The organism is Rhodoferax sp. RT4P68 (assembly GCF_056521305.1).
Window position 1 is genome coordinate 314,322 of the sequence record NZ_JBWMBB010000003.1, and the last position, 25,678, is coordinate 339,999.

General features: G+C 67.5%; 23 protein-coding genes and 1 pseudogene. 10 read left to right on the forward strand and 14 right to left on the reverse strand.

Annotation, left to right across the window (positions count from 1 at the left end; genetic code table 11):
• Positions 1-55: 55 nt before the first annotated feature.
• Positions 56-1,018: a Bug family tripartite tricarboxylate transporter substrate binding protein gene (locus tag AC099J_RS07980; RefSeq protein ID WP_479614702.1), complete on the forward strand. Its 963-nt coding sequence runs from the start codon at positions 56-58 to the stop codon at positions 1,016-1,018.
• Positions 1,019-1,088: 70 nt separating this feature from the next.
• Here the strand turns inward: AC099J_RS07980 and AC099J_RS07985 are convergent, their stop codons facing one another.
• The 9 genes from AC099J_RS07985 to pyrC form a co-directional block, all read right to left on the reverse strand.
• On the reverse strand, positions 1,089-1,994 hold the full coding sequence (locus AC099J_RS07985; RefSeq protein WP_479614703.1) for a LysR family transcriptional regulator: 906 nt from the start codon (positions 1,992-1,994) through the stop codon (positions 1,089-1,091).
• Positions 1,995-2,034: 40 nt separating this feature from the next.
• Complete coding sequence (locus AC099J_RS07990) at positions 2,035-3,639, reverse strand: FAD-dependent monooxygenase (RefSeq protein WP_479614704.1); 1,605 nt, start codon at positions 3,637-3,639, stop codon at positions 2,035-2,037.
• Between the two features lie 184 nt (positions 3,640-3,823).
• Entirely contained in the window at positions 3,824-4,075 is a 252-nt protein-coding gene (locus AC099J_RS07995; RefSeq protein ID WP_479614705.1) for a DUF3072 domain-containing protein, read from the reverse strand.
• 236 nt (positions 4,076-4,311) lie between these two features.
• Complete coding sequence (locus tag AC099J_RS08000; protein ID WP_479614706.1) at positions 4,312-4,629, reverse strand: DUF4148 domain-containing protein; 318 nt, start codon at positions 4,627-4,629, stop codon at positions 4,312-4,314.
• Positions 4,630-4,677: 48 nt separating this feature from the next.
• Entirely contained in the window at positions 4,678-4,995 is a 318-nt protein-coding gene (locus tag AC099J_RS08005; protein WP_479614707.1) for a hypothetical protein, read from the reverse strand.
• Between the two features lie 255 nt (positions 4,996-5,250).
• Positions 5,251-6,123, reverse strand: coding sequence for a protease HtpX (htpX, locus tag AC099J_RS08010; protein WP_479614708.1), 873 nt, complete (start codon positions 6,121-6,123; stop codon positions 5,251-5,253).
• Between the two features lie 69 nt (positions 6,124-6,192).
• Positions 6,193-6,993, reverse strand: coding sequence for a DUF3025 domain-containing protein (locus AC099J_RS08015; RefSeq protein ID WP_479614709.1), 801 nt, complete (start codon positions 6,991-6,993; stop codon positions 6,193-6,195).
• A gap of 2 nt (positions 6,994-6,995) precedes the next feature.
• Complete coding sequence (locus tag AC099J_RS08020; RefSeq protein WP_479614710.1) at positions 6,996-7,937, reverse strand: NYN domain-containing protein; 942 nt, start codon at positions 7,935-7,937, stop codon at positions 6,996-6,998.
• Positions 7,934-8,977, reverse strand: a complete 1,044-nt coding sequence (gene pyrC, locus AC099J_RS08025) for a dihydroorotase (RefSeq protein ID WP_479614711.1) — start codon at positions 8,975-8,977, stop codon at positions 7,934-7,936. The genes AC099J_RS08020 and pyrC overlap by 4 nt, the downstream gene beginning before the upstream one ends.
• A gap of 106 nt (positions 8,978-9,083) precedes the next feature.
• Between pyrC and AC099J_RS08030 the strand changes: the two genes are divergently transcribed.
• A complete protein-coding gene (locus tag AC099J_RS08030) occupies positions 9,084-9,887 on the forward strand; it encodes an IclR family transcriptional regulator (protein WP_479614712.1) in 804 nt (267 codons plus the stop codon).
• An 877-nt stretch (positions 9,888-10,764) separates the two neighbouring features.
• Here the strand turns inward: AC099J_RS08030 and AC099J_RS08035 are convergent.
• The 4 genes from AC099J_RS08035 to AC099J_RS08050 are packed head-to-tail and all read right to left on the reverse strand — an operon-like array spanning position 10,765 to position 14,875.
• Positions 10,765-11,829 (reverse strand): ABC transporter ATP-binding protein, encoded by a 1,065-nt coding sequence (locus AC099J_RS08035; protein WP_479614713.1) that lies wholly within the window; start codon positions 11,827-11,829, stop codon positions 10,765-10,767.
• Positions 11,830-11,834: 5 nt separating this feature from the next.
• The gene (locus AC099J_RS08040; protein ID WP_479614714.1) at positions 11,835-12,740 is read right to left on the reverse strand and encodes a carbohydrate ABC transporter permease; all 906 of its coding nucleotides are present in this window, start codon (positions 12,738-12,740) and stop codon (positions 11,835-11,837) included.
• Positions 12,737-13,615: a carbohydrate ABC transporter permease gene (locus tag AC099J_RS08045; protein WP_479614715.1), complete on the reverse strand. Its 879-nt coding sequence runs from the start codon at positions 13,613-13,615 to the stop codon at positions 12,737-12,739. Before AC099J_RS08045 ends, AC099J_RS08040 begins: the two co-directional genes overlap by 4 nt.
• Positions 13,616-13,639: 24 nt before the next feature.
• Positions 13,640-14,875 carry an ABC transporter substrate-binding protein gene (locus tag AC099J_RS08050; protein WP_479614716.1) on the reverse strand — a complete coding sequence of 412 codons (1,236 nt, stop codon included), beginning with the start codon at positions 14,873-14,875 and terminating at the stop codon, positions 13,640-13,642.
• Between the two features lie 172 nt (positions 14,876-15,047).
• On the opposite strand from AC099J_RS08050, the gene AC099J_RS08055 reads away from it, so the two are divergent.
• The 3 genes and pseudogenes from AC099J_RS08055 to AC099J_RS08065 all read left to right on the forward strand — a co-directional run bounded on the left by AC099J_RS08055 (position 15,048) and on the right by AC099J_RS08065 (position 18,142).
• Positions 15,048-15,725: a response regulator transcription factor gene (locus AC099J_RS08055; RefSeq protein ID WP_479614717.1), complete on the forward strand. Its 678-nt coding sequence runs from the start codon at positions 15,048-15,050 to the stop codon at positions 15,723-15,725.
• The gene (locus AC099J_RS08060) at positions 15,722-17,137 is read left to right on the forward strand and encodes a sensor histidine kinase (RefSeq protein ID WP_479614718.1); all 1,416 of its coding nucleotides are present in this window, start codon (positions 15,722-15,724) and stop codon (positions 17,135-17,137) included. Before AC099J_RS08055 ends, AC099J_RS08060 begins: the two co-directional genes overlap by 4 nt.
• A gap of 31 nt (positions 17,138-17,168) precedes the next feature.
• Positions 17,169-18,142: pseudogene (locus AC099J_RS08065) on the forward strand (PDDEXK nuclease domain-containing protein).
• Positions 18,143-18,145: 3 nt separating this feature from the next.
• Here AC099J_RS08065 and AC099J_RS08070 read toward each other — a convergent pair.
• Positions 18,146-19,420, reverse strand: coding sequence for a Zn-dependent hydrolase (locus AC099J_RS08070; protein WP_479614719.1), 1,275 nt, complete (start codon positions 19,418-19,420; stop codon positions 18,146-18,148).
• A gap of 373 nt (positions 19,421-19,793) precedes the next feature.
• Between AC099J_RS08070 and AC099J_RS08075 the strand changes: the two genes are divergently transcribed.
• From AC099J_RS08075 to AC099J_RS08095, 5 genes are all read left to right on the forward strand, one after another.
• Positions 19,794-21,344: an ABC transporter substrate-binding protein gene (locus tag AC099J_RS08075; protein ID WP_479614981.1), complete on the forward strand. Its 1,551-nt coding sequence runs from the start codon at positions 19,794-19,796 to the stop codon at positions 21,342-21,344.
• 192 nt (positions 21,345-21,536) lie between these two features.
• On the forward strand, positions 21,537-22,490 hold the full coding sequence (locus tag AC099J_RS08080; protein ID WP_479614720.1) for an ABC transporter permease: 954 nt from the start codon (positions 21,537-21,539) through the stop codon (positions 22,488-22,490).
• An 11-nt stretch (positions 22,491-22,501) separates the two neighbouring features.
• Positions 22,502-23,395, forward strand: coding sequence for an ABC transporter permease (locus AC099J_RS08085; RefSeq protein WP_479614721.1), 894 nt, complete (start codon positions 22,502-22,504; stop codon positions 23,393-23,395).
• 206 nt (positions 23,396-23,601) lie between these two features.
• Complete coding sequence (locus AC099J_RS08090; protein ID WP_479614982.1) at positions 23,602-24,624, forward strand: ABC transporter ATP-binding protein; 1,023 nt, start codon at positions 23,602-23,604, stop codon at positions 24,622-24,624.
• A complete protein-coding gene (locus AC099J_RS08095) occupies positions 24,621-25,670 on the forward strand; it encodes an ABC transporter ATP-binding protein (RefSeq protein ID WP_479614722.1) in 1,050 nt (349 codons plus the stop codon). Before AC099J_RS08090 ends, AC099J_RS08095 begins: the two co-directional genes overlap by 4 nt.
• Positions 25,671-25,678 lie beyond the last annotated feature (8 nt).

A 25,678-nucleotide genomic window follows, 5' to 3' on the forward strand; every position in this document is an offset into this window, starting at 1 on the left:
CGATCGGCTATAGGGGGAGAGGCCTGCGCCGCACCCTGCAACCAGGAGACACCGCATGCGTCGATTTTTGCGTTCCATCGTTTGTTCCAGCGCCGTGCTGATGGCCGGCCAGGCGTTCGCGTGGCCTGACCAGGCCATCACCTTCGTCGTGCCCTACACGCCCGGCACCGGGATCGACCTGATCGCGCGTCAGCTGTCCGTGCATCTGCCGAAAGTGCTGGGGCAGCCGGTCGTCGTCGACAACGTCCCCGGCGCCAGCGGCAACATCGGCAGCGATCGCGTCGCCAGGGCCAAGCCCGATGGCCATACGCTGATGGTGCAGGTCAACACGCTGGTCATGAACAAGAGCCTGTACAAAAGCCTGTCCTACGACCCCGTCGCCGATTTCACGCCGGTGGCCATGACCTCCTGGGGCAGCCTGCTGCTTGTCGCCAACCCCAACACGCAGAAGGCCACCACGCTGGCGCAGGTCGTGTCGGCCGCAAAGGCTGCACCCGGAAAGCTGGCTTACGCGACTCCCGGTGTGGGCACACCCCACCATCTGTCGATGGCGCTGCTCGCCCAGAACAGCGGCATGGAGATGCTGCACGTGCCCTACAAAGGCACTGCCGGTGCGGTGACGGACCTGCTGGGCGGGCGCATCGATTTCATGTTCCTGCCGGTTCACGTGGCCCTGCAGCACATCCAGGCAGGCAAGCTGCGCGCGATCGCCACGGGCAGCCCGAAGCGCCTGCCGCAGCTGCCCGACGTGCCGACGCTGGCCGAAGCGGGTGCCGCCATCGACAACGTGGACATGTGGTACGGCGTGTTGGCGCCCAAGGGCACGCCACAGGCCGTCGTGGATCGCCTGAACCGCGAGATCGCCGCGGTGCTGAAGCAGCCCGACGTGGCCAAGGCATTCGAGGCGCAGGGCATGGTGCCCGCCACGGCCACGCCAGCCGAGTTCGGTGCGCTCATTGCCAAGGACGCCCAGCGCTGGGCCGATGTGGTCCGCCAGGGCAACATCACGGCGGAGTGAAGGGCGCGGCCGGACGTGTTGGCGGCTGCGGTCACAGGCGGCGCCGCCAGCGTGTTCTGGCTTGCAATGTCTAGCGCGACATCTCGGGCAGATGCAGAGCGACCGACGCGTCGAAGGCCTTCATGGTGTCCGTCTCGGCGGCACCCTTGCGTGAGATGCGGTAGAAGCCCAGCTTGACCTGCGGGCTGCCCAGCACGTCGATCTGCACGTGGTGCCGGCGGCAGGCCGCGACCGCAAACGTCGGCATCACCGCATCGCCGAAACCTGCTTCCACCATCGAGATCTGGGTCGCCAGGAAACTCACCGCCAGGCTGGCGCCGTCGTCGCGCTCGATCCCCAACTTGTGCATCTGCGTGTCGATGGCGCGCTGGATCGGATTGTCCGAAGGCAGCGTGATCAGCGAGGCGCCGCGCAGCGATGCCCAGCGCGCGCGCCCTAGCGCTTGCGGCACCGTGTCGGCCGGCGAGACCTTCATCAGCGCAAAGTCGGCGACATGGCGCCGCACGAGGCCGGACGCGACTTTGAAAAAGAAGCCGAAGCCCATGTCCGCAGCGCCGGACTCCACCAGGTCCTGAACGCCCTGCAGGTCGCTGTCCAGCAACTGGATGCGCACGTGGGGATTACCAGCCTTGAAGCGGGCGAGCAGTTGGGGGAGCAGATGGGCCGAGACCAGCGGCGTGGCGGCGATGCGCAGTTGCTGGCGCGCCACCTGGCCGAGCGCGTCCATCTCGGCCGTGGCATCGTCGAGCTGCTGCAGCACCGATTCGGCCACTGCGGCAAAACGGCGACCTGCCTCGGTCATCTGGACGGCGCGCGTCGTGCGGTCGAACAGCCGGGCGCCCAGTTGGCGCTCAACTTCACGCACCAGGATGCTGAGGCCGGCCTGCGTCATGTGCGCGCGTTCGGCCGCACGCGTGAAGCTGCCGGCGCGCGCCACGAACAGGAAGGCCCGGATCTGGCGCGTGGAAAGATTCATCGGCGCAGTGTAGGAGCGCCTGGGCCTGCCGCGCGCGCGGCTAGGCCGTGCCGTTGGCCGTGCGCAGCACCTGCAGGGCTTCGGGCACCGCTGCGCCATCACCGACCCAGGCCACGAAATGGTCGGGCCGCACCAGCACCAGCGGGGCGCCATAGCGGGCGCACTCGCCTGCGGCGGCGTCTTGAACCACCGTCAGGTCCAGCTTCGCGTCACGCGCCGCGTCGACGAACGTCTGCACCTGCGCGGCATCTGCGCCGAGCGCCAGCAAGGTGAACCCTGTCCCCAGACGCTCGTACACATTGCGACCGTCGGCCAGCGTTGCCGGGGCCAGGTGGTGGCCGGCGCGCGCTTCGAAACTGTGCCGTCCGACCGCGCTGCCGCCAGCGCCCTCGGTGCCGGCCACGACCGGAGACCCCTCGTAGTGCGGCTCGAAGGCGTTGACTTCGTCCGCCGCGCCTGCACTGCGGGCGTTCCAGGCTTTCTCGAAAGCGTCCTTGTCGCGCGCGGGATCGTGCGCGTGCAGGAAGGCGCGATCCGTCTCGATGGACTTGGCGATGAAATCGCGCGCCGTGGAATCGAACACCGGCCTGCGTTCCTGATCGTAGGAGTCCAGCAGCGCCTCGCCGCCCCAGCCCTGCAGCCGGGCCGCGAGCTTCCAGCCCAGGTTGCGGGCATCCTCGAAGCCGGTGTTGACGCCGTAGCCGCCGTACGGTGGGTGGCTGTGCGCGGCATCGCCAGCGACGAACACGCGGCCGGCGCGGTACTGGTTGGCGATGGCGAAGCGCAGATCCCAGAAGCCGATGTGCTCGAACTCGACTTCGAACTTGGCGCCGACAGCCTCGTGCAGGTAGGCGGCGAAGTCGAAGTTGTCTTTGGTGGTGCCGGGCGGCACGGGCGCGTGGAAGAACCAGGTCTCACCCAGATCCACACGGCCAAAGAACTTCCAGTAGCCGTTCAACTCGGGCTGCAGCACGTTGTAGTAGGACTTGCCCGGATAGCAGGCGAGCAGATCGTGCAGCTCGCGCGAGCGGAACACCACCAGGGCCATCAGCCGGTCGTGGTCCGACAGCGTCTGCGTGATGCCCGCCTGCTCGCGCACGACCGATCGGCTGCCGTCGCAACCGACCACATAGTCCGCGCGGATCGACTGGCGACCCGCTCCCCCGCGCTCTGACAAAGTGACCTGGACACCGTCGGCATCGGCCACCACCGTTTCCGCCTTCCAGCCATACAGCGCGGTGACCGAGGGAATCTCTGCGGCGCGCTGGCGCAACACCTGCTCGGTCGCGTACTGCGGCAGCCGCTCATTGGCCTGGTAGTAGAACGGCCGCACCAGATCGCGTTGCAGCCAGTCGTAGTGGTAGGGGCTGAGCAGTGTGCCGTGCGCGGCAAGGCCGCCGATGCCGTAGCCGGCCGGAATGGTGCGCGCAGCGCGCAGTGCAGGCTCGGCACCCCAGAAATGGAAGTGCTCCATCGTGCGCTGCGTCAGGTTCTGGCCCTTGGGGATGGGCTGCGGCTCGGCGAATCGTTCCACCACCATGCAGCGCACACCGCGCTGCCCCAGCTCCACCGCCAACCCCATGCCGACCGGGCCACCGCCCACGATGAGCACCTGGGTCCGTGCCGTGTCCTCGCCTGCGTCCATCTCTGTTCTCCTGCTGTTGCTGACGCAGCGTGTGCTGCAGACAACACGCATTGAAACGCGTGGCCATCGATTGGACAAGTTTAGATGTCACATCAATAAATAAGCAGATGAAATGAATTGCACAGGCGGCGGTGCGTTGTGCCGGCGCAGCAATGGCCGGGGCAGGGGGCGCGCGCCCCACCCGCTACACGTCGCGACTGGAGGGCGGGGTGTGGTCCACCGGCACCCGGCCGGTGAGCTGCTGCAGCTCGTCGATGCGGATCGACGCCTGCGCCTTCGACAGCGAGCCGTCGAAGGGCTCCTTGGCTTCTTCACTGAGCGTCTTGAGATAGGAGCGCTGGGCGCCCGTCATGGCCTCATCGCCGGTGACCCAGGTCGAAGGGTCCTTTTCCATGTTGCTGTCTTCGGCCATGGATTGGGTCTGCTTGTCTGTCATGCGGCACCTCGTTGAAGTATGTGATTAACCACAGTAGGTGACGCAGCACGCGCGGGCTGTAGGCCGAGGTGCCTGGGTCGCGCCGGACGTCTGGCTGGCAGCGCTCGCGCTGCAAAGCCGTTGGCCGTGCAGGGCCTCGTGCGTCAGACTGCACGCCGCGACGAGCCGCGCAAAAAAAAGCCCGCCACCTTGCGGTGCGGGCTTTTGGCTGCGCTGCAGAGCAGCGCCTCAGGGGGTCAGACCAGGCCGCCACCCAGTTGGCCGTGCTGCACGGCGTAGGCGGCTTGGGCGCGCACGGCGTCGCGCGTCAGCGTGCTGTTGGTGCTGGCCACGGCGCCAACGTCAGCGCCTTCGCCCGTGATGGCCAGTTGGTCGTTGCGTTGGGCACGCACGTATTCGTGCTGCACCATGGCGCGGGTCAGGTGGCTGGTCGACGCGACAGGTGCGGGCGGCACGTAGCCGACTTCACCGCTGATGTTGTCGGCTGCAAAGCTGGGGGCTGCAACCAAGGTGGCGGCGGCGATCAGGGCGGAGGCAAAAAACTTCGTGTTCATGATGGTGTTCTTTCAGTGTTCGTTCAAATGTGCCGGGGTGCGTGTCGCTCAGACTTCGCCGCCGACGGTCTGGCCATTGCGCACGGCATAGACGGCTTCGGCGCGGACGGTCGCGCGGCTCACGTTGCTGTCGGTGGCGGCCACGGCGCCGAGGTCGGCGGCTTCACCGGCTTGCGGCAGCGCATCGTTGCGCTGGGCTTGCAGGTACTGGCCTTGCACTTGGGCGCGGCTCACGTTGCTGGTGGAGGCGACGGGGGCTGCAGGCACGTAGCCCACTTCACCGCTCATGTTGTCGGCTGCAAAGCTGGGGGCGGCGACGAGCGTGGCGGCAGCGATCAGAGCGGAGGCAAAAAACTTCGTGTTCATGGCAATTTCTTTCGAGACAGGTTTCGACGATCTCTGGCACGGCGGGCTCATTCCCGTCCTGTCCAGTTCGATGAGTCGTTGACTTGTGTGCGTCTCATCGATGGGCTCAACTGTAGAGACCGGGAGGCCAAAGAAAAACCAGCTGCGAAGGAATGCATCGTTTCCAGATCAGCAACAAAGACGGGCTGCAACAGTGAAAACCCCAAGGAAAAAGCCGCCCGAAGGCGGCTTTTTTCGATGCGCTCAGGCCAGCGCTTACGGTGCGCTCTGCAGCGCGGCGATTCGCTTCTCGATAGGCGGGTGCGTCGAAAATAGCTGGCCGATGCCACCGGCGATGCCCAGGGCCGCCACGCTCTTGGGCAGCTCGGCCGGGTGCATGCCACCCAGGCGCGCCAGGGCGTTGATCATGGGCTGCTTGCGGCCCATCAGCGAGGTGGCGCCCGAGTCGGCGCGGAACTCACGGTGCCGCGAGAACCAGGCCACGACGATCGCGGCGGCAAAGCCCAGCACGATGTCCAGCACGATGGTGGTCACCCAGTAGCCAATGCCGGGGCCGGAGTTTTCTTCGTTGCCACGGCGCAGGAAGCTGTCCACCGCATAGCCGATGACGCGCGACAGGAACACGACGAAGGTGTTCATCACGCCCTGGATCAGCGTCATCGTGACCATGTCGCCATTGGCGATGTGGGCGACCTCGTGGGCGAGCACGGCCTCGATCTCTTCGCGCGTCATGCCTTGCAGCAGACCGGTGGAGACGGCGACGAGCGCCGAGTTCTTGAAGGCGCCGGTGGCGAAGGCATTCGGATCACCCGGGAAGACGCCGACCTCGGGCATGCCGATGCCGGCCTTGTCGGCCAGGCGGCGCACGGTCTCGACGATCCACGCTTCATCGGCGTTCTGCGGCTGGTCGATCAACTTCACGCCCGAGGTCCACTTGGCCATGGGCTTGCTGATGAGCAGCGAGATGATCGCGCCGCCAAAACCCATGATCAGCGCGAAGCCGAGCAGCGCGCCCAGGTTCAGGCCGTTGGCCGTGAGATAGCGGTTGACGCCGAGCAGGCTGGCGACGACGCCCAGCACCACCACGACGGCAAGATTGGTGAGGACAAACAAGGCAATGCGTTTCATGGGTTCTCCGGGGGGCCCCCCTGGGTTGTGTAGGGGTCGGCTGCACACATGGGGGCGCTGTGTGCAACATCAAGCCGCGTCGGCCTGCGTCCTTTGCTGTGGTTGGTTTGAACGCGCCGCGGGGCGGAATACGAGCGGGTCATCATAGAAGCAATCGTCCACACTGCTGGCATGCCAGCCCGGTATGCCCAGCACCGGCAGGGGTGTGAAAGGCCTGGCTCGCCAATCGGGGCCACCGACGGCAGTGGCCAGCCAGTGGTCGATGCGTGCTATCGAATCAAGAGCTTGCGGGGCCGGATAGACGTGGGCCGTGATGGGCTTGCGCGGGCGCAGCAGCTTCTCCATCAGGCCATGGCCGAACAGCACGAGCCGCGCCTGCGCCCAGGCCGCGCGGTGCGTCACGAACAGGCCCCGCCAGTCGCGCGCACGCAGGGCATCCCACACAAACGGTGGGGCCAAGAGCAGGGCGCCGTTCTCGTCGAACACGGTCATCGCGTCTCGCAAAGGGCCGCGCCGGCCCCCAGGCGAGGTGGCGGCGATCGCCTGCGCGTGCAGCGCATTCAACCGCCTTTTCGTTTGCGGAAAGTGCAGCCAGACCAGGCCGTTGAAGAAGTCGTGCAGGTTGTGCTGCAACAGCGTCGTGCCGGTGGCACAGACATGCGATTCGTAGGCCGTGCCGGGCGGCAGGCTGCCTTGCGCCGCGAAGCGCGGTGGCGCTGGCCCGGCGGCGCCGGCGCCCGCGTGGTGGCGCACGGCCTGCAGCGCTTGGTGCACCGGCGCGCCGTGCGCCACGTGCCGGGCGACCGTCTCGCCGATGGCACGGTAAGGCTGCAGCCAGGGCTGCGACCAGTCGATCGCCTCGGCCTGCAAGATCAGCGCGCGGCGGCTGGCCAGCGCAGCTTGTGGGGCGAGTCTTCCGGCGTGATCTCGATGCCGGGGACATGCTTCTTCAAGAACTTGCCGGCACTGGCGCTGCGGCTCATCAGCTTGGCGCTGCGCAGGCGCTGGGCGACGTCGCCGAACTCGACCGCCTTGCCTTCCAGGACGCCGGGCATCTCGCGCAGCAGGGCTTGCACCGCGTCGCTGAGCGCGGCCTGCGACTCCGCAGGCGGTGCGGCGCGCCGTGACGGGGAGGGCGCCGGCGAGCGAGCGGGCGCGGGCGATGGCGATGGCAATGGCGAGCGTGCTTGTGATGGCGATGGCGATGGCGATGGCGCGCGTGCGGGTACCGGTGCCGGTGCCGCTGCCACTTCCGCAGTGGGTGCCGGGGCAGGCGCGGCGGCCGACTTGGCTGCCGTCTTGCGCGCGGGGGTCTTGCGCGCCGCTGTCTTGCGGGCCACCGGCGCGGCGGGCTCGGCGTCGGCAGGTGCGCTCCGGCTGCGGCGCAGCGACGAGATCAGCACGACCTCGTCGTAGAAGCCATGCGCGTCGGGCGACATCTTGTTGGCCTGCGAGTAGCACAGCGTGCGCACGCCCAGCTCGCGCAGGCGCAGCACCAGGGGGGCGAAGTCGGCGTCCCCGGTGCCAATGGCCACGACTGCCAGCCGATGCTGCGCGCACAGGTCCATGGCGTCGACCGCCAGCATCATGTCGGTGGTGTTCTTGGCCAGCGGCAGGTTGATGCAGGGGCGAAACGCCAGCTCGCGCAGCACTGGCCCCAGGCCCTTCAGGTTCTCGGCGCTGCCATAGGCGCGGCGGATGGTGACCGGGCCCTCGCTCTGCTGCAGCAGGTGCAGGGCCTGCGCGACGAGCTCGGGCGATGACAGGTTGTCGGCGTCGAGCAGTAGCGCGACGGGGCCGGTGTGCGTTCTCATGCTGCCATCCTCCAGGGCAATTCTTCTCCGCTGCGCAGCGGCTTCAGCTCGGCCTCGCCATAGGCAAAGCTGGGCGGTGGCGTCCAGGCATCGCGCTTCAGGGTGATGCTGCCGGTGTTGCGCGGCAGGCCGTAGAAGTCGGCGCCGTGGAAGCTGGCGAAGCCCTCCAATTGGTCCAGCGCGCCGGCATGGTCGAAGGCCTCGGCATACATCTCCATCGCAGCATGCGCGGTGTAGCAGCCGGCGCAGCCGCTGGCATGCTCTTTGAGGTGCGCGGCATGCGGCGCGCTGTCGGTGCCAAGGAAGAACTTGGCGCTGCCGCTGGTGGCCGCTTCGACCAGCGCCAGGCGGTGCGTCTCACGCTTGAGGACTGGCAGGCAGTAGTAGTGCGGCCGCACGCCGCCGACGAAGATGGCGTTGCGGTTGTACAGGAGGTGGTGCGCGGTGATGGTGGCGGCCGTGTGGGCATCGCTTTGCTTCACGTATTGCGCGGCCTCGCGCGTGGTGATGTGTTCGAACACGATCTTCAGCTCGGGGAAGTCGCGCCGCAGCGGGATCATGTGCTGGTCGATGAACACCGCCTCGCGGTCGAACAGGTCCACGTCGGGCGAAGTGACTTCGCCGTGCACCAGCAGCAGCATGCCGGCGCGCTGCATGGCCTCCAGCGTGCGGTGGATGCGCTGGATGTCCGTCACGCCCGAATCGCTGTTGGTGGTGGCACCGGCCGGGTAGAGCTTGGCGGCGACGACGCCGGCCTCGCGGGCGCGGACGATCTCGTCGGGTGCAAGCTGGTCGGTGAGGTAGAGCGTCATCAACGGCTCGAAGTCCACGCCCTCGGGCACGGCCGCCAGGATGCGGTCGCGGTAGGCCAGGGCCAGCGCGGCCGTGGTGACGGGCGGGCGCAGGTTGGGCATCACGATGGCGCGCGCGAACTGGGCGGCCGTGTGCGGCACCAGCGTGTGCAGGGCCTCGCCGTCGCGCAGGTGCAGGTGCCAGTCGTCGGGACGCGTGATGGTCAGGGTGTCGAGGGGGCGGTTCATGCGCGGGATTCTCCCATCGGCTGTAGAGCAAGTCACCGCATCCATAGAATCGATCATCGATACAACAAATCTCGTGGCGCATGCGATCAGCGTCGCCGCGCAGAAGATGGCCAGAACCTCCGCACCTGCCGAACCGGACGCCCCCGCGCCCGATCCGCTGTTCAACCAATCATTGGAAAAGGGCCTCGCCGTACTGCGCGCCTTCGACGCCTCGCACCGCACCATGACGCTGGGCGAGTTGGCCGAGCAGACGGGCATGAGCAAGGGCTCGGCCCAGCGCACCGTGCACACGCTGCAGGTGCTGGGCTATGTGGGCAAGCACCCGCGCATGCGGCGCTTCCAGCTGCTGCCCAAGGCGATGGAGATCGGCGCGAACTACCTGGTGGGCCACCCGCTGGTGCAGATCGCCCACCCATACTTGGCGCAGCTGTCCAACGCCAGCGGCGAGACGGCCAACGTGACCGAGCCGGTGGGGCACGACATGCTCTACCTGGCGCAGCTCGTCACGTCCAAGTTCATCCCGGTGTTCACGCCGGTGGGCATGCGCATCCCCATGTACTGCAGCAGTTGTGGCCGCGCCTACTTGAGCACGCTGCCCGATGACGCCGTGCGCGCACTGCTGCTGGCCGCGCCCCGGCCGGCGCGCACGCAGTTCACGTTGACGGATGTCGACGACATCCTGGCGAAGATCGCGCAGTGCCGGCAGGTGGGCTATGCGACCAACTGCGAGGAGCTGTTCCTGGGCGACATGGGCCTGGCTGCGCCGCTGGTGGATCGGCAGGGCAACGCGGTCGGCGCGTTGCACCTGTCGCCGCCCACCAGCCGCTGGACGATGGAGGAGGCGCAGAGGAGGCTGGCACCGATGTTGATCGAATGCGCGCGCGCTATATCGAGCACGATCGCGTACTGAGGGGCAGGTCTTTCAAGGTCTTGGCGTCGGTACTTCGCCGAGCAGTGGGTTTGCCGGTTGTGGCGGGTGTGCCGGGTGTGCTGTGTTGGCTGTGTTGGCTGTGTTGGCTGTGTGGGCGGCGGGCCGCCTGGCATGGGGCACCCCCAGGGCCGGCCCGGCTCAGCGCCCCTCGCCCAGGGGCTCGGGGTCCCCTGCGGTGCTCGCGGCATGGGCGCATTGCACAACTCGCACCACTCACTGCGTTCGTTCACCTCGAACAGGTGCAATGAGTCAGTTCACGAAGCGTGCTGCGCCGCCGCCCATGCCACTGCGCTCCTCGGCGCATCTGCAGGGCCGGCCCTGGGGGTGCCCCATGCCGGGCTCGGTGCGGCTGACTCCGACGCGCGGTTCGCGCTGGCAGGCCGTCGAGAAGAGGAGGCCGCGTCACGCGAGCGGTGCGCGCTGGAAAGCCGTTGAGAAGAAAGAGCCCGCGTCACGCGAGCCCGTCCCCTGCGGCGCGTCAGCCACCAGCGACGTAGCCCGGCCTGGGGTGACCGCCGTGGCCAACCTGTGGACGCGCCGAGGAGCGCAGGACTGCGGGCGGCGGCGCAGCACGCCTCAATGACTAGCTCATTGCACCTGTTCGAGGTGAGTGAACGCAGTGAACGGTGCGAGTTGTGCAATGCGCCCGCAGGCCGAGCACCGCAGGCTGCCCGAGCCCCTGGGCCAGGGACGCGTCCACCGGGCGGCCACGGCGGGCACCCCAGGCCGGGCGGCCCGACCGAGGCCGGGCGCCACGCCACGCCACGCCACGCCACGGACAGCACCCTTCATCGCCGAGACCTTGAAAGGCCTGGAACCGAGGGGTGCCCCGCGAGGGGAAGAAAGACAAGCCCGCTCAAGCCACGCGCTTGTCGTTCGCCGCGTCGAACAGGTGGGCGTGCGCCGGGTTCCAGCGCAGGCACACCGCATCACCGGCCTTGCGCCGCAGGTTGCCAGGCACGCGCGCCGTGAGCTTGCCGACGGCCGTGTCGACCGTGGCGTAGGTCTCCGGCCCGGTCGGCTCGATGATGGTGAAGGTGCCCGGCAGGCCCTGGTCGGCCAGCTCGATGTTCTCGGGCCGCACGCCGTAGACCAGTTCCTTGCCGCCCGCCTGCAGGGCAGCGCGCTGCGCGTCGTTGAGGGGCAGGTCCACGCCGTGTGCGCCGACGCCGGCGCCGCTGCGTTGGGCCTGCACCATGTTCATCGACGGCGAGCCGATGAACTCGGCGACGAACTTGGTGGCCGGCCGCTCGTAGATGTCGTCCGGCGTGCCGAACTGCTCGACACGGCCGTCCTTCATCACCGCGATGCGGTCGCCCAGCGTCATGGCCTCGACCTGGTCGTGCGTGACGTAGACCGTGGTGGTGCGCGTGCGCTGGTGCAACAGCTTGATCTCGGCCCGCATCTCGACGCGCAGCTTGGCGTCCAGGTTGGACAGCGGCTCGTCGAACAGGAACAGCTTGGGGTCGCGCGCCAGCGCCCGCCCCATGGCCACGCGCTGGCGCTGGCCGCCCGACAGTTGCCCGGGCTTGCGGTCCAGCAGATGGCCCAGCTGCAGCATCTTGGACACGCGCTGCACCGTCTCCTCGCGCTGTGCCTTGGGCACCTTGCGGATCTCCAGCCCGAACGCGATGTTCTGCGCCACGTTCATCGTGGGGTACAGCGCGTAGCTCTGGAACACCATCGCGATGTCGCGGTCCTTGCTGGGCAGGTAGGTCACGTCGCGGTCGCCGATGTGCACGCTGCCGTGCGTGGGCGTGTCCAGCCCGGCGATCATGTTGAGCAGCGTGCTCTTGCCGCAGCCCGAAGCTCCCACGAGGATGAGGAATTCGCCCTTTTCGATCTCGATGTCGATGCCCTTCAGGATGTGGACATTGCCGTTGAAGATCTTCTCGACGCCCTTGATGGCCAGTGCACCCATGATGTTTATCCTTTCACCGCGCCGGCCGTGAGGCCCCGCACGAAATACTTGCCTGCGACGACATAGACGATGAGCGTGGGCAGGGCTGCGATCAGTGCAGCCGCCATGTCCACGTTGTATTCCTTGACCGTGCTCGAGGTGTTGGCCAGGTTGTTCAGCCCGACCGTGATGGGCTTGCTGTCGGCGCCCGAGAACACCACGCCGTACAGGAAGTCGTTCCAGATGTTGGTGAACTGCCAGATCAGCGTGACGACCAGGATGGGCGTGGACAGCGGCAGCACGATGCGCCAGAAGATCTGCCAGAACGAGGCGCCGTCCAGCATGGCGGCCTTGACCAGCTCATCGGGCAGGCCCACGTAGTAGTTGCGAAAGAACAGCGTGGTCGACGGGATGCCGGCGATCACGTGCACCAGGATCAGCCCCCACAGCGAGCTGGCGATGCCCAGCCAGCCGAGCACCTGGCTCATTGGCAGCAACACCACCTGCATCGGCATGAACACGCCGAACAGCAGGAACGCGAACATGGTCTCGCTGCCGGGGAATTTCCATTTGCTCAGCACGTAGCCGTTGAGCGCGCCGATGGCGGTGGAGCACACCACGGTGGGCAGGATCATCAGCACCGAGTTCATGAAGAACGGCTTCAGGCCGCCGCAGTCCACGCCGGTGCAGGCCGAGCTCCAGGCTTTGGACCAGGCTGCAAAGCTGGGGTTGGTGGGCAGCGACAGCAGGCTGCCGTCGCGGATCTGGTCCATGTCCTTCAGCGAGGTGCTGAGCATCACGTACAGCGGCATCAGGAAGTAGGCCGCGAACAGCAGCAGCACGCTGCCCAGCACGATGCGGTGCACATTGATCAGCGGCGGGCGCGACGCGGCCGCAGCCGGAGCCGCAGGGCGGGGGATGACGGCGCTCATTTCTTGGTCCTCAGTTCTGAGTACAGGTAGGGCACGACGATGGCCGCCACGGTGGCCAGCATCACGGTGGCACTGGCCGCACCCAGGCCGATCTGCCCGCGCGTGAAGGCCATGGCATACATGAAGGTGGCCGGCAGGTCGGTGGCAAAACCGGGGCCGCCGGCGGTGAGTGCCATCACCAGGTCGAAGCTCTTGATCGCCAGGTGGCTCACCACCATCAGGGTGCTGAAGAACACCGGGCGCAGGCTGGGGATGATGATGCTCCAGTAGATGCGCGGCAGGCTGGCGCCATCGACCTGCGCGGCCTTGATGATCGAGTCATCGATGCCGCGCAGCGCTGCCAGAAAGAGCGCCATCACGAAGCCCGCGCTCTGCCAGATGCCCGCGATCGCCACGCAGTAGATCGCCTTGTCCGGGTTCACCAGCCAGTCGAAGGTGAAGCTGGTGAAGCCCCATTGCTGCACCACATGCTCCAGCCCCAGGCCGGGGTTCAGCATCCACTTCCACGCGGTGCCGGTGACGATGAACGAGATCGCCATCGGGTACAGGTAGATGGTGCGCAACACGCCCTCGGCGCGCACCTTCTGGTCGAGCAGGATCGCCAGCAGCAGGCCGATGACCATGGCGCCGCCGACGAACAGCACGCCGAAGACGGCCATGTTGGTCATGGCGACGTGGAAGCGTTCGTTGTCCAGCAGCAGGCGGTACTGCTGCAGGCCGGCGAACTCGTAGTTGGGCAGCAGGCGCGAGGCCGAGACCGACAGATATCCGTTCCAGGCGATCAGCCCGTAGATGAACAGAAAGCTGACGATGAAGCTCGGGGCGACCACGAGCCTCGGTAGCCAGGGTGTGCGCAGCGCGGAGGGTGCGGACATGGTGGGCTTTCGACGGGCCGGCGCTTACTTCGTCTTGGCAGCGGACGCGAACTTGGCCATGGCGTCCTTGGCCGTCATCTTGTCGCTGTTCCAGAACTGGCTGACCACGTCTTTCATGGCGCCTTCAACGGCCGGCGGCACGGCCATGCCGTGGGCCAGGCTGGGCACCAACGCGCCGGTCTTGGCCGTGTCCACGAAGTCTTTGGCCGACAGCTTGGCACAGTCGTCGAACTTGTCCATCTTCATGCCCAGGCGCACCGGCACGCTGCCCTTGTTCAGGTTGAACAGCTCCTGGAAATCGGGCGCCATGATGGCGGCGGCCAGGTCCTTCTGGGCCTTGCCGTCGCCCTTGATCTTGAACATCGCGAACGAGTCGATGTTGAAGGTGTAGGCGTTGGCGCTGCCCGGCGCGGCGGCGCAGACGAAGTCCTTGCCCGGCACCTTGCCGGCGGACACGAACTCGCCCTTGGCCCAGTCGCCCATCAGCTGCATGCCGGCCTCGCCCTTGATGACCATGGCGGTGGACAGGTTCCAGTCGCGACCGTTGGCGTTCTTGTCGGTGTAGCCCTTGATGCGCTTGAAGGTGGTGAGCACGTTCTCCATGGTCGGGCTGCTCAAGGTGGCCGCGTCCAGCTGCACGAAAGCCTTCTTGTAGAACTCGGCACCGCCCAGGCCCAGGGCCACGCTCTCGAACGTGGTGAAGTCTTGCCATGCTTGGCCGCCGTGGGCCACGGGGATGATGCCGGCCTTCTTCAGCGCTTCAGCCGTGGCGAAGAACTCGTCCCAGGTCGTGGGCATCTTGGTGCCGGCCTTCTTTAGCGCCTCAGGGTTGGCCCAGAGCCAGTTGACGCGGTGCACGTTGACCGGCACGGCGACGTAGTTGCCCTTGTATTTCATGATGTCGGACACGGCCTTGGGTAGCAGCGTGTCCCACTTCTCGGCCTTGGCCACATCGTCGATGTTGGCCAGCACGCCCTCTTGCGCCCATTCCTGGATCGACGGGCCCTTGATCTGCGCCGCAGCCGGCGCATTGCCCGAGACCACGCGCGACTTCAGCACCGTCATCGCCGCGTCGCCGCCGCCACCGGCCACGGCGAAATCTTTCCACTGGTGGCCCTTGGCCTGCATGGTGGACTTGAGCGCCGTCGCGGCCTTGGCTTCGCCGCCGCTGGTCCAGTAGTGCAGCACTTCGACTTCACCGGCATGGGCGCCGGCAGCGGCGAGGGTGGCGACGAGAAGGGAGATGGGCAGAGTTTTCATGGCGGTCCTGAATCGGTTCGGTGGGAGGATCCGAAGCTGAACTTCGGATGAACGAAAGATTAATTCCACGTTTAAATATGAACACTGGGTTAAACCCTTAACGCTATGTTCATCTAGCGGGCTATTTCTTAAGAGGCTTGTGAAGGCTTAACAAGGCGTTAAGCTCCCGCACATGCACCTTTTGCTCGCTGAAGACGATGCCCTGCTGGCCGATGCGCTGACCGCGCAGCTGCGCGGGGCTGGCTTCACAGTCGAGCACGCGGCCAACGGGCCGGTCGCCGAGTACCTGCTGCTCAAGCAGGCGTTCGACCTGGCCATCCTCGACCTGGGCCTGCCCATGATGGACGGGCTGACCGTGCTGAAGCACCTGCGCGCAGCCAAGCCGCAGCTGCCCGTGGTGGTGTTGACGGCCATGGACGATCTGGACAGTCGCGTCGCTGTGCTCAACGCCGGTGCCGACGACTACATGACCAAGCCCTTCGACTTTCCCGAACTGGAGGCACGGCTGCGCGCACTGCTGCGGCGCGCCCAGCCGGTGGCCGGCGGCGGTGAGTGGGAGGTCGGCCGGCTGGTGCTGGCACGCGAGGCCCGGCGCGCCAGCATCGAAGGTCAGGCGCTGGATTTGAGCCCGCGCGAATGGACGCTGCTCGATCTGCTGGCGTCCAACCTGGGCCGCGTGGTCAGCAAGGAGCAAATCGCCCAGGCCTGGGGCACCGAAGGCGGCGAGGCGGCCGGCGGCAATTCGACCGAGGTCTACATCCACCGCCTGCGCCGCAAGCTGGAAGGCTCGGCGCTGGCCATCCGCACCGTGCGCGGCATCGGCTACCTGCTGGAGACCGAGGCCCGGTGACCGCGCAGCGCTCCCTGCGGCGCCAATTGCTGCTGTGGCTGGTGCTGCCGCAGCTGGTGCTGTGGCTGGCCGGCGGTGCGGCCACCTACCGGCTGGCAGCGGGGTACGCCAACCAGGCGATCGACGCCAGCTTGTTGCTGGCCTCGCGTGCCCTGGCGCGCCAGGTCAAGCCGCTGGGCAACGGCCTGCTGATCGACTTTCCACGTGCGGCGCAGGACGTGCTGCAGGCCGACCCGGACGATCCGCTGGTCTACATGGTCAGCACGCCGCCGGGCCGCTTCATCCTGGGCAACAACCGGATGCCGCAACCGCCGGCGGCGCTGCGCCCCAGCTTGCGCACGCCGGTGTTCTATGACGGTGAGATGCAGCTGTCTGAACTGCCGGATGCCAAGCTGCAGCGCGTGCGCGTGGCCGCGCTCGCCCTGAACTACGGCGAGCCCGGCTCGCCACCGCAAACCATGATGGTGCAGGTGGCGCGCAGCAGCACCAACCGTGAGCAGCTGGCGCGCAGCATCCTGTTCGACACGCTGCTGCCGTTGTCGGGCCTGGTGGCGCTGATGACCATGATCGTGTGGGCCGGCATCAGCGCCGGGCTGGCGCCGCTCGGCCGGTTGCGCCGCGAGGTGGAGGGCCGGGCGCCGAACGACCTGGCGCCCATCCGGCTGGAAGAAGCGCCCCGCGAACTGCATTCGTTGGCCCTGGCGCTGAACCATCTGCTGGCCGCCGTGCGCTCGAACGTCGAATCGCAAAAGCGCTTCATCGCCGATGCAGCGCACCAGTTGCGCACGCCGCTCGCCGGCCTCAAAGGCCAGACGGAGCTGGCGCTGCAAAGCAACCGCGACCCTGAGATGCAAGCCCGGCTGGAGCGGGTGCACGCCAGCGCCACGCGCAGCGCGCACCTGGTCAACCAGTTGCTGACGCTGGCCCGCGCCGAGCCCGAATCGGCCATCGCGCAGGACCGCACCAGCATCGACCTGCGCCGCTTCGCGCAGGAGCTGGTGGCCGACCAGGTGCCGCGTGCGCTGCGCGCCGGTGTGGACCTGGGCCTGGACGACATCGAGACCGTGCACCCGGTGACGGTGCGCGCCAATGCGCTGCTGCTGCGCGAGGCGCTGCTGAACCTGATCGACAACGCGATCCGATACGCCGGCCGTGGCGCCGAGGTCACGTTGCGCGTGGAGCGCGACGGCACGCACGCCCGGCTCGACGTGGCGGACAACGGCCCCGGCATCGCGCCGCAAGACCGCGTGCGCGTGTTCGAGCGCTTCGTGCGCGCCACCGAGGCCGGCGACGGCTGCGGCCTGGGCCTGGCCATCGTGCAGGAGATCGTGCAGCGGCACGGCGGCAGCGTGGCGCTGGAGGGGGTGCTGCCGCACGGCACGCGCGTGGTGGTGCGGCTGCCGCTGGGGTGAGTGGCGAGCGCTATAGACATACTGGGACCGGGTGGTCGGCATCCTTGATCGGGCGCGGGCCAATGCGGTGTACGCCGTCAACAGCAACATGGTGATCGCCTACTGGTTGATTGGGCGGGAGATCGTCAACGCACTGCAAGGCGGCGAACAACGCGCCGGCTATGGCGCCCAGTTGGTCGAGACCCTGTCGGCCTTCCTGAGCCAGCGCTATGGACGCGGCTTTTCGACCACCAATCTGAAGTACTGTCGGCTGTTTTTCCAGATCTATGCACAGCGCGGCCCCGAGATTCGTCACGTGGTCCGTGACGAATTTACGACCGCGCCGTCAGCGCCGCACGACGCACCGATACGCGACGATTTGGCGCTTGCACTTATGGGACACGAAACCTTGAAAGGGTTTTCGTCTCGCCTGAGTTGGACGCACTACCGCACACTGTGCCGCGTTGAGCAACCAGCTGAACGGCTGTTCTATGAGATTGAAGCCGAACGCAGCGGTTGGAGCCACACTGAGCTCGAACGTCAGATGCACAGCCACCTGTTCCTGCGCCTAGTCAAGAGCCGCGACAAGGTCGGCGTCATGGCACTGGCGATGCAGGGGGAGCGCGTGGAGCGCCCTGTGGACGTCATCAAGCACCCCTACGTGCTGGACTTCCTGGATCTGCCCGAGTCGCCTCGCCTGCACGAGTCCGAGCTGGAGGCCGCGCTGATCGACAAGCTGCAACCCTTCCTTCTGGAACTGGGCAAAGGCTTTGCTTTTGTTGCCCGGCAGATGACTTGCGCCGCAGCGAGACCGACGGACCGACCGTCGGGCCAATCTTGTGCGCCGAGCGAGACGAGGTGGTAGCGCGCTACTCGGTGCTGCATGAGAGCCAGCAGCTATTCGCCTCGAAGTACATGCTGGTACTGCCGTCAGAGGACGAACTGCGCCGCGAGATCGAGCGCGAGCGAGCCATGATTGAACAGGCGCAGCGGCAAGCCGATGGCCAGCACCCAAAAATGGGATAGCCCTCAGCCAGCCCGCTCCAGCATCGCCAGCAGCAGCACGTTGGCCCCGGCCTCGATGTGCTCGGGCAGTGCGTCTTCGATCTCGTTGTGGCTGATGCCGTCCTTGCACGGCACGAAGATCATGCCGGTGGGGGCCACCTCGGCCACGTAGACGGCGTCGTGGCCGGCGCCGCTGACCACGTCCATGTGCGGCAGGCCCAACTGCACGGCCGCGCTGCGCACGCTGGCCACGCAGTCCGCATCGAAATGGCAGGCGGGGAACTGCACCACCTGGCGCAATTCCACCGCCACCTGGGTCTTCTGCGCGATCTGTGCGAACGAGGAGCGCAGCGCGGCCTCCATGCGGTCCAGCCCGTCGCCGGTCAGGTTGCGCAGGTCCACGGTGAACACCACCTTGCCCGGAATCACGTTGCGTGAGTTGGGCACCACCTGCATCTGGCCCACGGTGCCTCGGCCGTGCGGGGCCTCGTCCAGCGCAATGCGGTTCACCGCCTCGACCATGCGTGCCGCGCCCAGCAGGGCATCCTTGCGCAAGGGCATGGGCGTGGGCCCGGCGTGCGCGTCCATGCCGGTCACCGTCACGTCGAACCAGCGCTGGCCAAGGGCACCGCTGACGACGCCGATCGGCAGGCCGGCGTCCTCCAGCACCGGGCCTTGCTCGATGTGGGCTTCGAAATACGCGGCATAACGCCCGCCCGGCACCTCGCCGCAGGGCTGCGCGCCCAGGTAGCCGATGCGGCGCAACTCATCACCCACAGACACGCCTGCACCATCGACTTGCGCGTGCACGAAATCGGGCGCAAACACGCCCGCGAATGCACCGGAACCCATCATCACCGGCGTGAAGCGCGTGCCTTCCTCGTTGGTCCAGACCACGACCTCCAGCGGCGCGCGCGTGGTGACGCCGTGGTCGTTCAAGGTGCGCATGACTTCCAGCCCGGCCAGCACACCGAAGTTGCCATCGAACTTGCCGCCCGAAGGCTGCGTGTCGATGTGGCTGCCGGTGGCCACGGCCGGCGCATCCGGGTCGCTGCCGGCACGGCGCGCGAACATGTTGCCGACCGCATCGACGCGCAGCGTGAGCCCGGCCTCGACGCACCAGGCGGCGAACTGGTCGCGGCCCCGTTTGTCTTCATCGGTCAGCGCGATGCGGCGCACGCCGCCCTTGGGCGTGGCGCCAATGCGGGCCAGCTCCATCAGCGACTGCCAGAGGCGGTCACCGTCCACGCGCAGCTGGGTGCGCGTGGAGGAGGGGGCGGTGGGGGTGGACAGGTCCATGGCGTCGGCTCCGGAATCAGGCAGAGGGTGCATCAACGGGATGCGGGAAAGCGTGGATTGGCAATTCGGCGGCACCAAGCAATAAACGGACCGATATTCCGCCGCTTCAATACCCGCAACTTTAATTTCAATATTGGAGAACGCCAAATACAAGTTCACAAAATCGTTTATCGATAGGCAAGTGGGCGGCTGGCATACCGCTTGCTAACCCACCCAGGCGACCACCTTGTTCCACCCGCTGCCCCACAGGAGATTCCCCGTGAACCATGTCTCACCATCCTTCGCCCTGAAGTCGCTGGCCGCGAGCGCCGCCTTGTGCGCCCTGGCGTTCGCCGGTGGCGCCCATGCCCAAGAGAAGACACTGCGCATCGCGATGACCGCCGCCGACATCCCGCGCACGCTGGGCCAGCCCGACCAGGGCTTCGAGGGCAACCGCTTCACGGGCATCCCGATGTATGACGCGCTGACGCACTGGGACTTGTCCAAGGCCGATGCCGCCAGCGTGCTGATTCCTGGCCTGGCCACCAGCTGGGCGGTAGACGCGAAGGACAAGACCAAGTGGGTGTTTAAACTGCGCCCGGGCGTGAAGTTCCATGACGGCTCGGCCTTCACCGCCGACGCCGTGGTGTGGAACGTGCGCAAGGTGCTGGACAAGGCCGCCCCGCATTTCGACGCCAGCCAGGTCGGCGTGACGGCATCGCGCATGCCCACGCTGGTCTCAGCCCGCAAGGTCGACGACATGACGGTGGAGCTGACCACCAGCGAGCCCGATTCGTTTCTGCCGCTGAACCTGACCAACCTGTTCATGGCCTCGCCTGCGCACTGGGAGGCCAAACTCAAGGCTGTGCCCGCCAGCGTGACGGACGCCGCCGAGCGCGCCAAGCAGGCGTGGACGGCGTTCGCGGCCGACGCCTCGGGCTCGGGCCCGTTCAAGATGACGCGCTTCGTCGCGCGTGAGCGGCTGGAGCTGGCCGCCAACAAGGCCTACTGGGACCCCAAGCGCACGCCCAAGATCGACAAGGTCGTGCTGCTGCCCATGCCCGAGGCGAATGCCCGCACGGCCGCGCTGCTGGGCGGCCAGGTCGACTGGATCGAGGCCCCCTCGCCCGACGCCATGCCGCAGATCACGCAGCGCGGCTACAAGATCTATTCGAACGCCCAGCCCCACGTGTGGCCGTGGCAGCTGTCGTTTGCCGAAGGCTCACCCTGGCTGGACAAGCGCGTGCGCCAGGCCGCCAACCTGTGCGTGGATCGGGGTGGCCTGAAGCAGATGCTGGGCGGCATGATGGCCGAGCCCCGGGGCACGGTGCCCCCCGGCCACCCGTGGTGGGGCAACCCCACGTTCGAGATCAAGTACGACGTGAAGGCCGCGCAGGCGCTCATGACGCAGGCTGGCCACTCGGCCGCCAAGCCGCTGAAGGTGAAGGTGCAGATCTCCGCTTCGGGCTCGGGCCAGATGCAGCCGCTGCCGATGAACGAGTTCGTGCAGCAGTCGCTCAAGGCCTGCTTCTTCGACGTGCAGTTCGACGTGATCGAGTGGAACACGCTGTTCACCAACTGGCGCAAGGGCGTGAAGGACCCGTCGGCCAATGGCGCGAACGCGACCAACGTGAGCTTCGCGGCGATGGACCCGTTCTTCGCCATGGTGCGCTTCTCCAGCACCAAGACCTTTCCGCCGGTGTCCAACAACTGGGGCTACTACGGCAACGCCGAGGTCGACAAGCTGATCGCCGACGCGCGCACCACGTTCGAAGACAAGGGCCGCGATGCCGCGCTCGCCAAGCTGCACGCGCACCTGGTCGATGACGCAGCCTTCGTGTGGATCGCGCACGACGTGGGCCCGCGCGCCATGTCGGCCAAGGTGAAGGGCGTGGTGCAGCCGCGCAGCTGGTTCATCGACATCGCGCCGATGACGATGGACTAGAACTTGCGACCATCCCCGTTTCTTGCTCACTGCGTGTAGCCGAATTCCCCCTCCAGGGGGTGCACCCAGCGGCCCGGCAAAACCGGTGCCGCGGGTGCTCCCGAAGGGGCTTCGATGCGCTCGCCAGGCAGGACGTGCCGAACCGCAAGCCGCCAACCTCGCAACCCGCCAGCTTCAACGCCAGACACGCCCATGCTTGCCTACCTGTTGCGCCGCATCCTCTACGCCCTGCCCATCATGCTGGGCGTGGCCCTGGTCTGTTTCGCGCTGGTGCACCTTGCACCGGGCGACCCACTCGTCTCCATCCTGCCGCCTGACGCCTCGGCCGACCTGCAGGCGCAACTGCGCGAGCTGTACGGTTTCAACCGCAGCCTGCCCGAGCAGTTCGTCAGCTGGGTCTGGCGCGCGCTGCACGGCGACCTGGGCACCTCGATCGCCACCAGCCGCCCGGTCGCGCCCGAGGTGCTGAAGGCGGTCGGCAACACCTTGCGGCTGGCCGTCGTCGCCACCGCCATCGGCTTCGTGTTCGGCTGCCTGTTCGGCTTCGTGGCCGGCTACTTTCGCGGCACCTGGCTGGACCGCGTGGCCTCGATGTTCTCGGTGCTGGGCGTGTCGGTGCCGCACTACTGGCTGGGCATGGTCATGGTGATCGTGTTCTCGTCGCAGCTGGGCTGGCTGCCGGCCACCGGCGCCGGGCCCACCGGGTCGGGCGACTGGAACTGGAACTGGGAGCAGCTGCAGTTCCTGGTGCTGCCGGCCATCACCATGTCGGTGATCCCGATGGGCATCATCGCGCGCACCGTGCGTGCGCTGGTGGCCGACATCCTGGAGCAGGAGTTCGTCGTCGGCCTGCGCGCCAAGGGGCTCACGCACTTCGGCGTGTTCTGCCACATCGTCAAGAACGCCGCGCCCACCGCGCTGGCCGTCATGGGCCTGCAGCTGGGCTATCTGCTGGGCGGCTCGATCCTGATCGAGACCGTGTTCTCGTGGCCAGGCACCGGCTTCCTGCTGAACTCGGCCATCTTCCAGCGCGACCTGCCGCTGCTGCAGGGCGCGATCCTGGTGCTGGCGATGTTCTTCGTGGTGCTCAACCTGCTGGTGGACGTGTTGCAAACGCTGCTGGACCCGCGCATTGCGCGTTCTTGAGGAGCTTGCCCATGTCTGCCGTCCTCGCCACTTCTCCCGCCATCGAACCGCTGCCCGCGCAGCGCTCGCGCGGCTATTGGGCCTCGGTCTGGCTGCGCTTCACGCGCGACCCGGTCGCCGTCGGCGCGGCCATCGTCGTGCTGTTGCTGATCCTGATCGGCATCTTCGGCCCCTGGCTGGCACCTGCCGACCCCTACCAGGCGTCGATGATGAAGCGCCTGAAGCCCATGGGCACCGAGGGCTTTCCGCTGGGCAGCGACGAGCTGGGCCGCGACATGCTCTCGCGCCTGATCGTGGGTGCGCGGCTGTCGCTGTTCATCGGCATCACGCCGGTGCTGGTGGCGTTCGTGATCGGCACGGCCATCGGCATCCTCGCGGGCTATGCGGGCGGGCCGGTCAACACCGTGATCATGCGCACCATCGATGTCTTTTACGCCTTCCCCTCGGTGCTGCTGGCCATCGCGCTGTCGGGCGCGCTCGGCGCCGGCATCTTGAACTCGCTGATCTCGCTGACCATCGTGTTCATCCCGCAGATCGCGCGCGTGGCCGAGGCCGTGACGACCCAGGTGCGCGGGCGCGACTATGTGGAAGCGGCGCGCGCATCGGGCGCCAACGCCTTCACCATCGTGCGCGTGCACGTGCTGGGCAATGTGCTGGGGCCGATCTTCGTGTACGCGACCAGCCTGATTGCGGTGTCCATGATCCTGGCCTCGGGCCTGTCGTTCCTGGGCCTGGGCGTGAAGCCGCCCGAGCCCGAATGGGGGCTGATGCTGAACACGCTGCGCACCGCCATCTACGTGCAGCCCTGGATCGCTGCGTTGCCCGGCGTGATGATCTTCATCACCTCGATCTCGTTCAATCTGCTGTCTGACGGCCTGCGCGCCGCCATGGACAACAAGGGCTGACATGAAACGACCCCCACGCTTCCCCGCTTCGCGCGGTCCGCTGCCCCCCGAGGGGGCCGAGCCCGGACACGAAAGGTCCAGTGGACCTTTTGTGCCTGGCGATGGGCTGGGGCGCAAGCCCCGGCGCGGCCTGCAAGGCCGTCAATGCCTTCGGGCGGCCGGGCGGCACTGACATGACCACAGAACTGTTGGCGCCAGCCGCCCACATGGAAGCGCACTCGGATATCGGCGGCCCGGCCCAGCCGCTGTTGACGGTGCGCGGCCTGGTCAAGCATTTCGCGCTGAAGGGCAAGGTGCTGCCTGGCGGTGGCAAGGTGGTGCGCGCGGTCGACGGCGTGGACTTCGAGGTCATGAAGGGCGAGACGCTGGGGGTGGTGGGCGAGTCGGGTTGCGGCAAGTCGACCACGGCCCGGTTGCTGATGCAGCTGATCGCGCCGAGCGCTGGCGAGGTGGTGTTCGACGGGCGCGCAGTCGGCGGGCGCGAGCTGCCCCTGCGCGAATTCCGCCGACAGGTGCAGATGGTGTTCCAGGACAGCTATGCCTCGCTGAACCCGCGGTTGACGATCGAAGATTCGGTCGCCTTCGGCCCGCAGGTGCATGGCGTGTCGACGCGCGAGTCCATCGCCCGTGCACGCGACCTGCTGGCCCGCGTGGGGCTGGAGCCGAACCGCTTTGCCGAGCGCTATCCGCACGAGCTGTCGGGCGGCCAACGCCAGCGCGTGAACATCGCCCGCGCACTGGCGCTGCAGCCGCGCGTGGTGATCCTGGACGAAGCCGTCTCGGCGCTGGACAAATCGGTCGAGGCCCAGGTGCTGAACCTGCTGCTGGACCTGAAGGCCGAGTTCGGTCTGACCTATGTCTTCATCAGCCACGACCTGAACGTGGTGCGCTTCATGAGCGACCGCGTGATGGTGATGTACCTGGGCAAGGTGGCCGAGGTCGGCCCGTCCGAGGCGCTGTTCGACGACCCGGCCCACCCCTACACGCGCGCTCTGCTGTCGTCCATGCCGTCGATGGACCCGGACCACCGCACCGAAGAGGCGCCACTGGCCGGCGACCCGCCGAACCCCATCGACCCGCCGAGCGGCTGCCGCTTCCATCCGCGCTGCGCCATGGCCGCGCCGGTGTGTGCGCAGAAGACGCCGCGCCGTGTCGCGCGTGACGAGCAGTCGGTTGCCTGCCTGATCCACGAGCCGGGCAGCGGCCATCCCCAGGCGGTGCCAGCATGAACATGCCCTCCAGTTCCGACGAACCGCTGGTCCGCCTGCGCGACCTGAACGTCACCTTCACCGGCGGCCGCAAGCCCGTGCACGCGGTCAACGGCGTGAGCCTGGACCTGCGCCAGGGCGAGGTCGTCGCGCTGATCGGCGAATCCGGCTCGGGCAAGAGCGTGACCCTGCGCACGCTGCTGCGGCTGCACCCGGAGCGTCGCACGCAGATCACCGGCGAAGTGCGCGTGGCTGGCCGCGACGTGCTGGCCTTGTCGGGCCGCGAGCTGTTCGACTACCGGGGCAAGCTGGTGTCCATGATTTTTCAGGAGCCGCTGCTGGCGCTGGACCCGGTCTACTCCGTCGGCGCGCAGATCGTCGAGTCGATCCGCCGGCACGAGAACGTCAGCGCGGCAGATGCACACAAGCGCGCGCTGGAGCTGTTCGAGCGCGTGCGCATCCCCAGCCCCGAGCGCCGCTTGCAGGCCTACCCGCACGAGATGTCGGGCGGCATGCGCCAGCGCGCCATGATCGCGCTGGCACTGGCCTGCCGGCCGCAGGTGTTGCTGGCCGACGAGCCCACGACGGCGCTGGACGCGACGGTGCAGATCCAGATCCTGCTGCTGCTGCGCGAATTGCAGCGCGACCTCAATCTGTCGGTGCTGTTCGTCACGCACGACATCGGCGCGGCCGTCGAGGTGGCTGACCGCATCGCCGTGATGTATGCCGGCCGCATCGTCGAGCAGGGCACGGCGCGCGAGCTGATCCGCACACCGCGCCACCCCTACACGGTTGCGCTGCTGAAAAGCCGCGCGCACGGCGCGCTGACGCCCGGTGCGCGGCTGGAGACGATCGGCGGCGCGCCGCCCGATCTATCGGCCCTGCCGCCAGGCTGCGCGTTTGCCGACCGCTGCACGCTGACTGAGGACGCCTGCCGCGCCACGCAGCCGCCACCCGTGTTGCTCGCCCCCGGCCATCTGGCGCGCTGCCTGCGCACCGACGCCGTGGCCGCCCGGCTCGCCGCGAGCGCGCCCATCGCCCCCATCGCCCCCATCGCCGTCGCTTGAACACACCG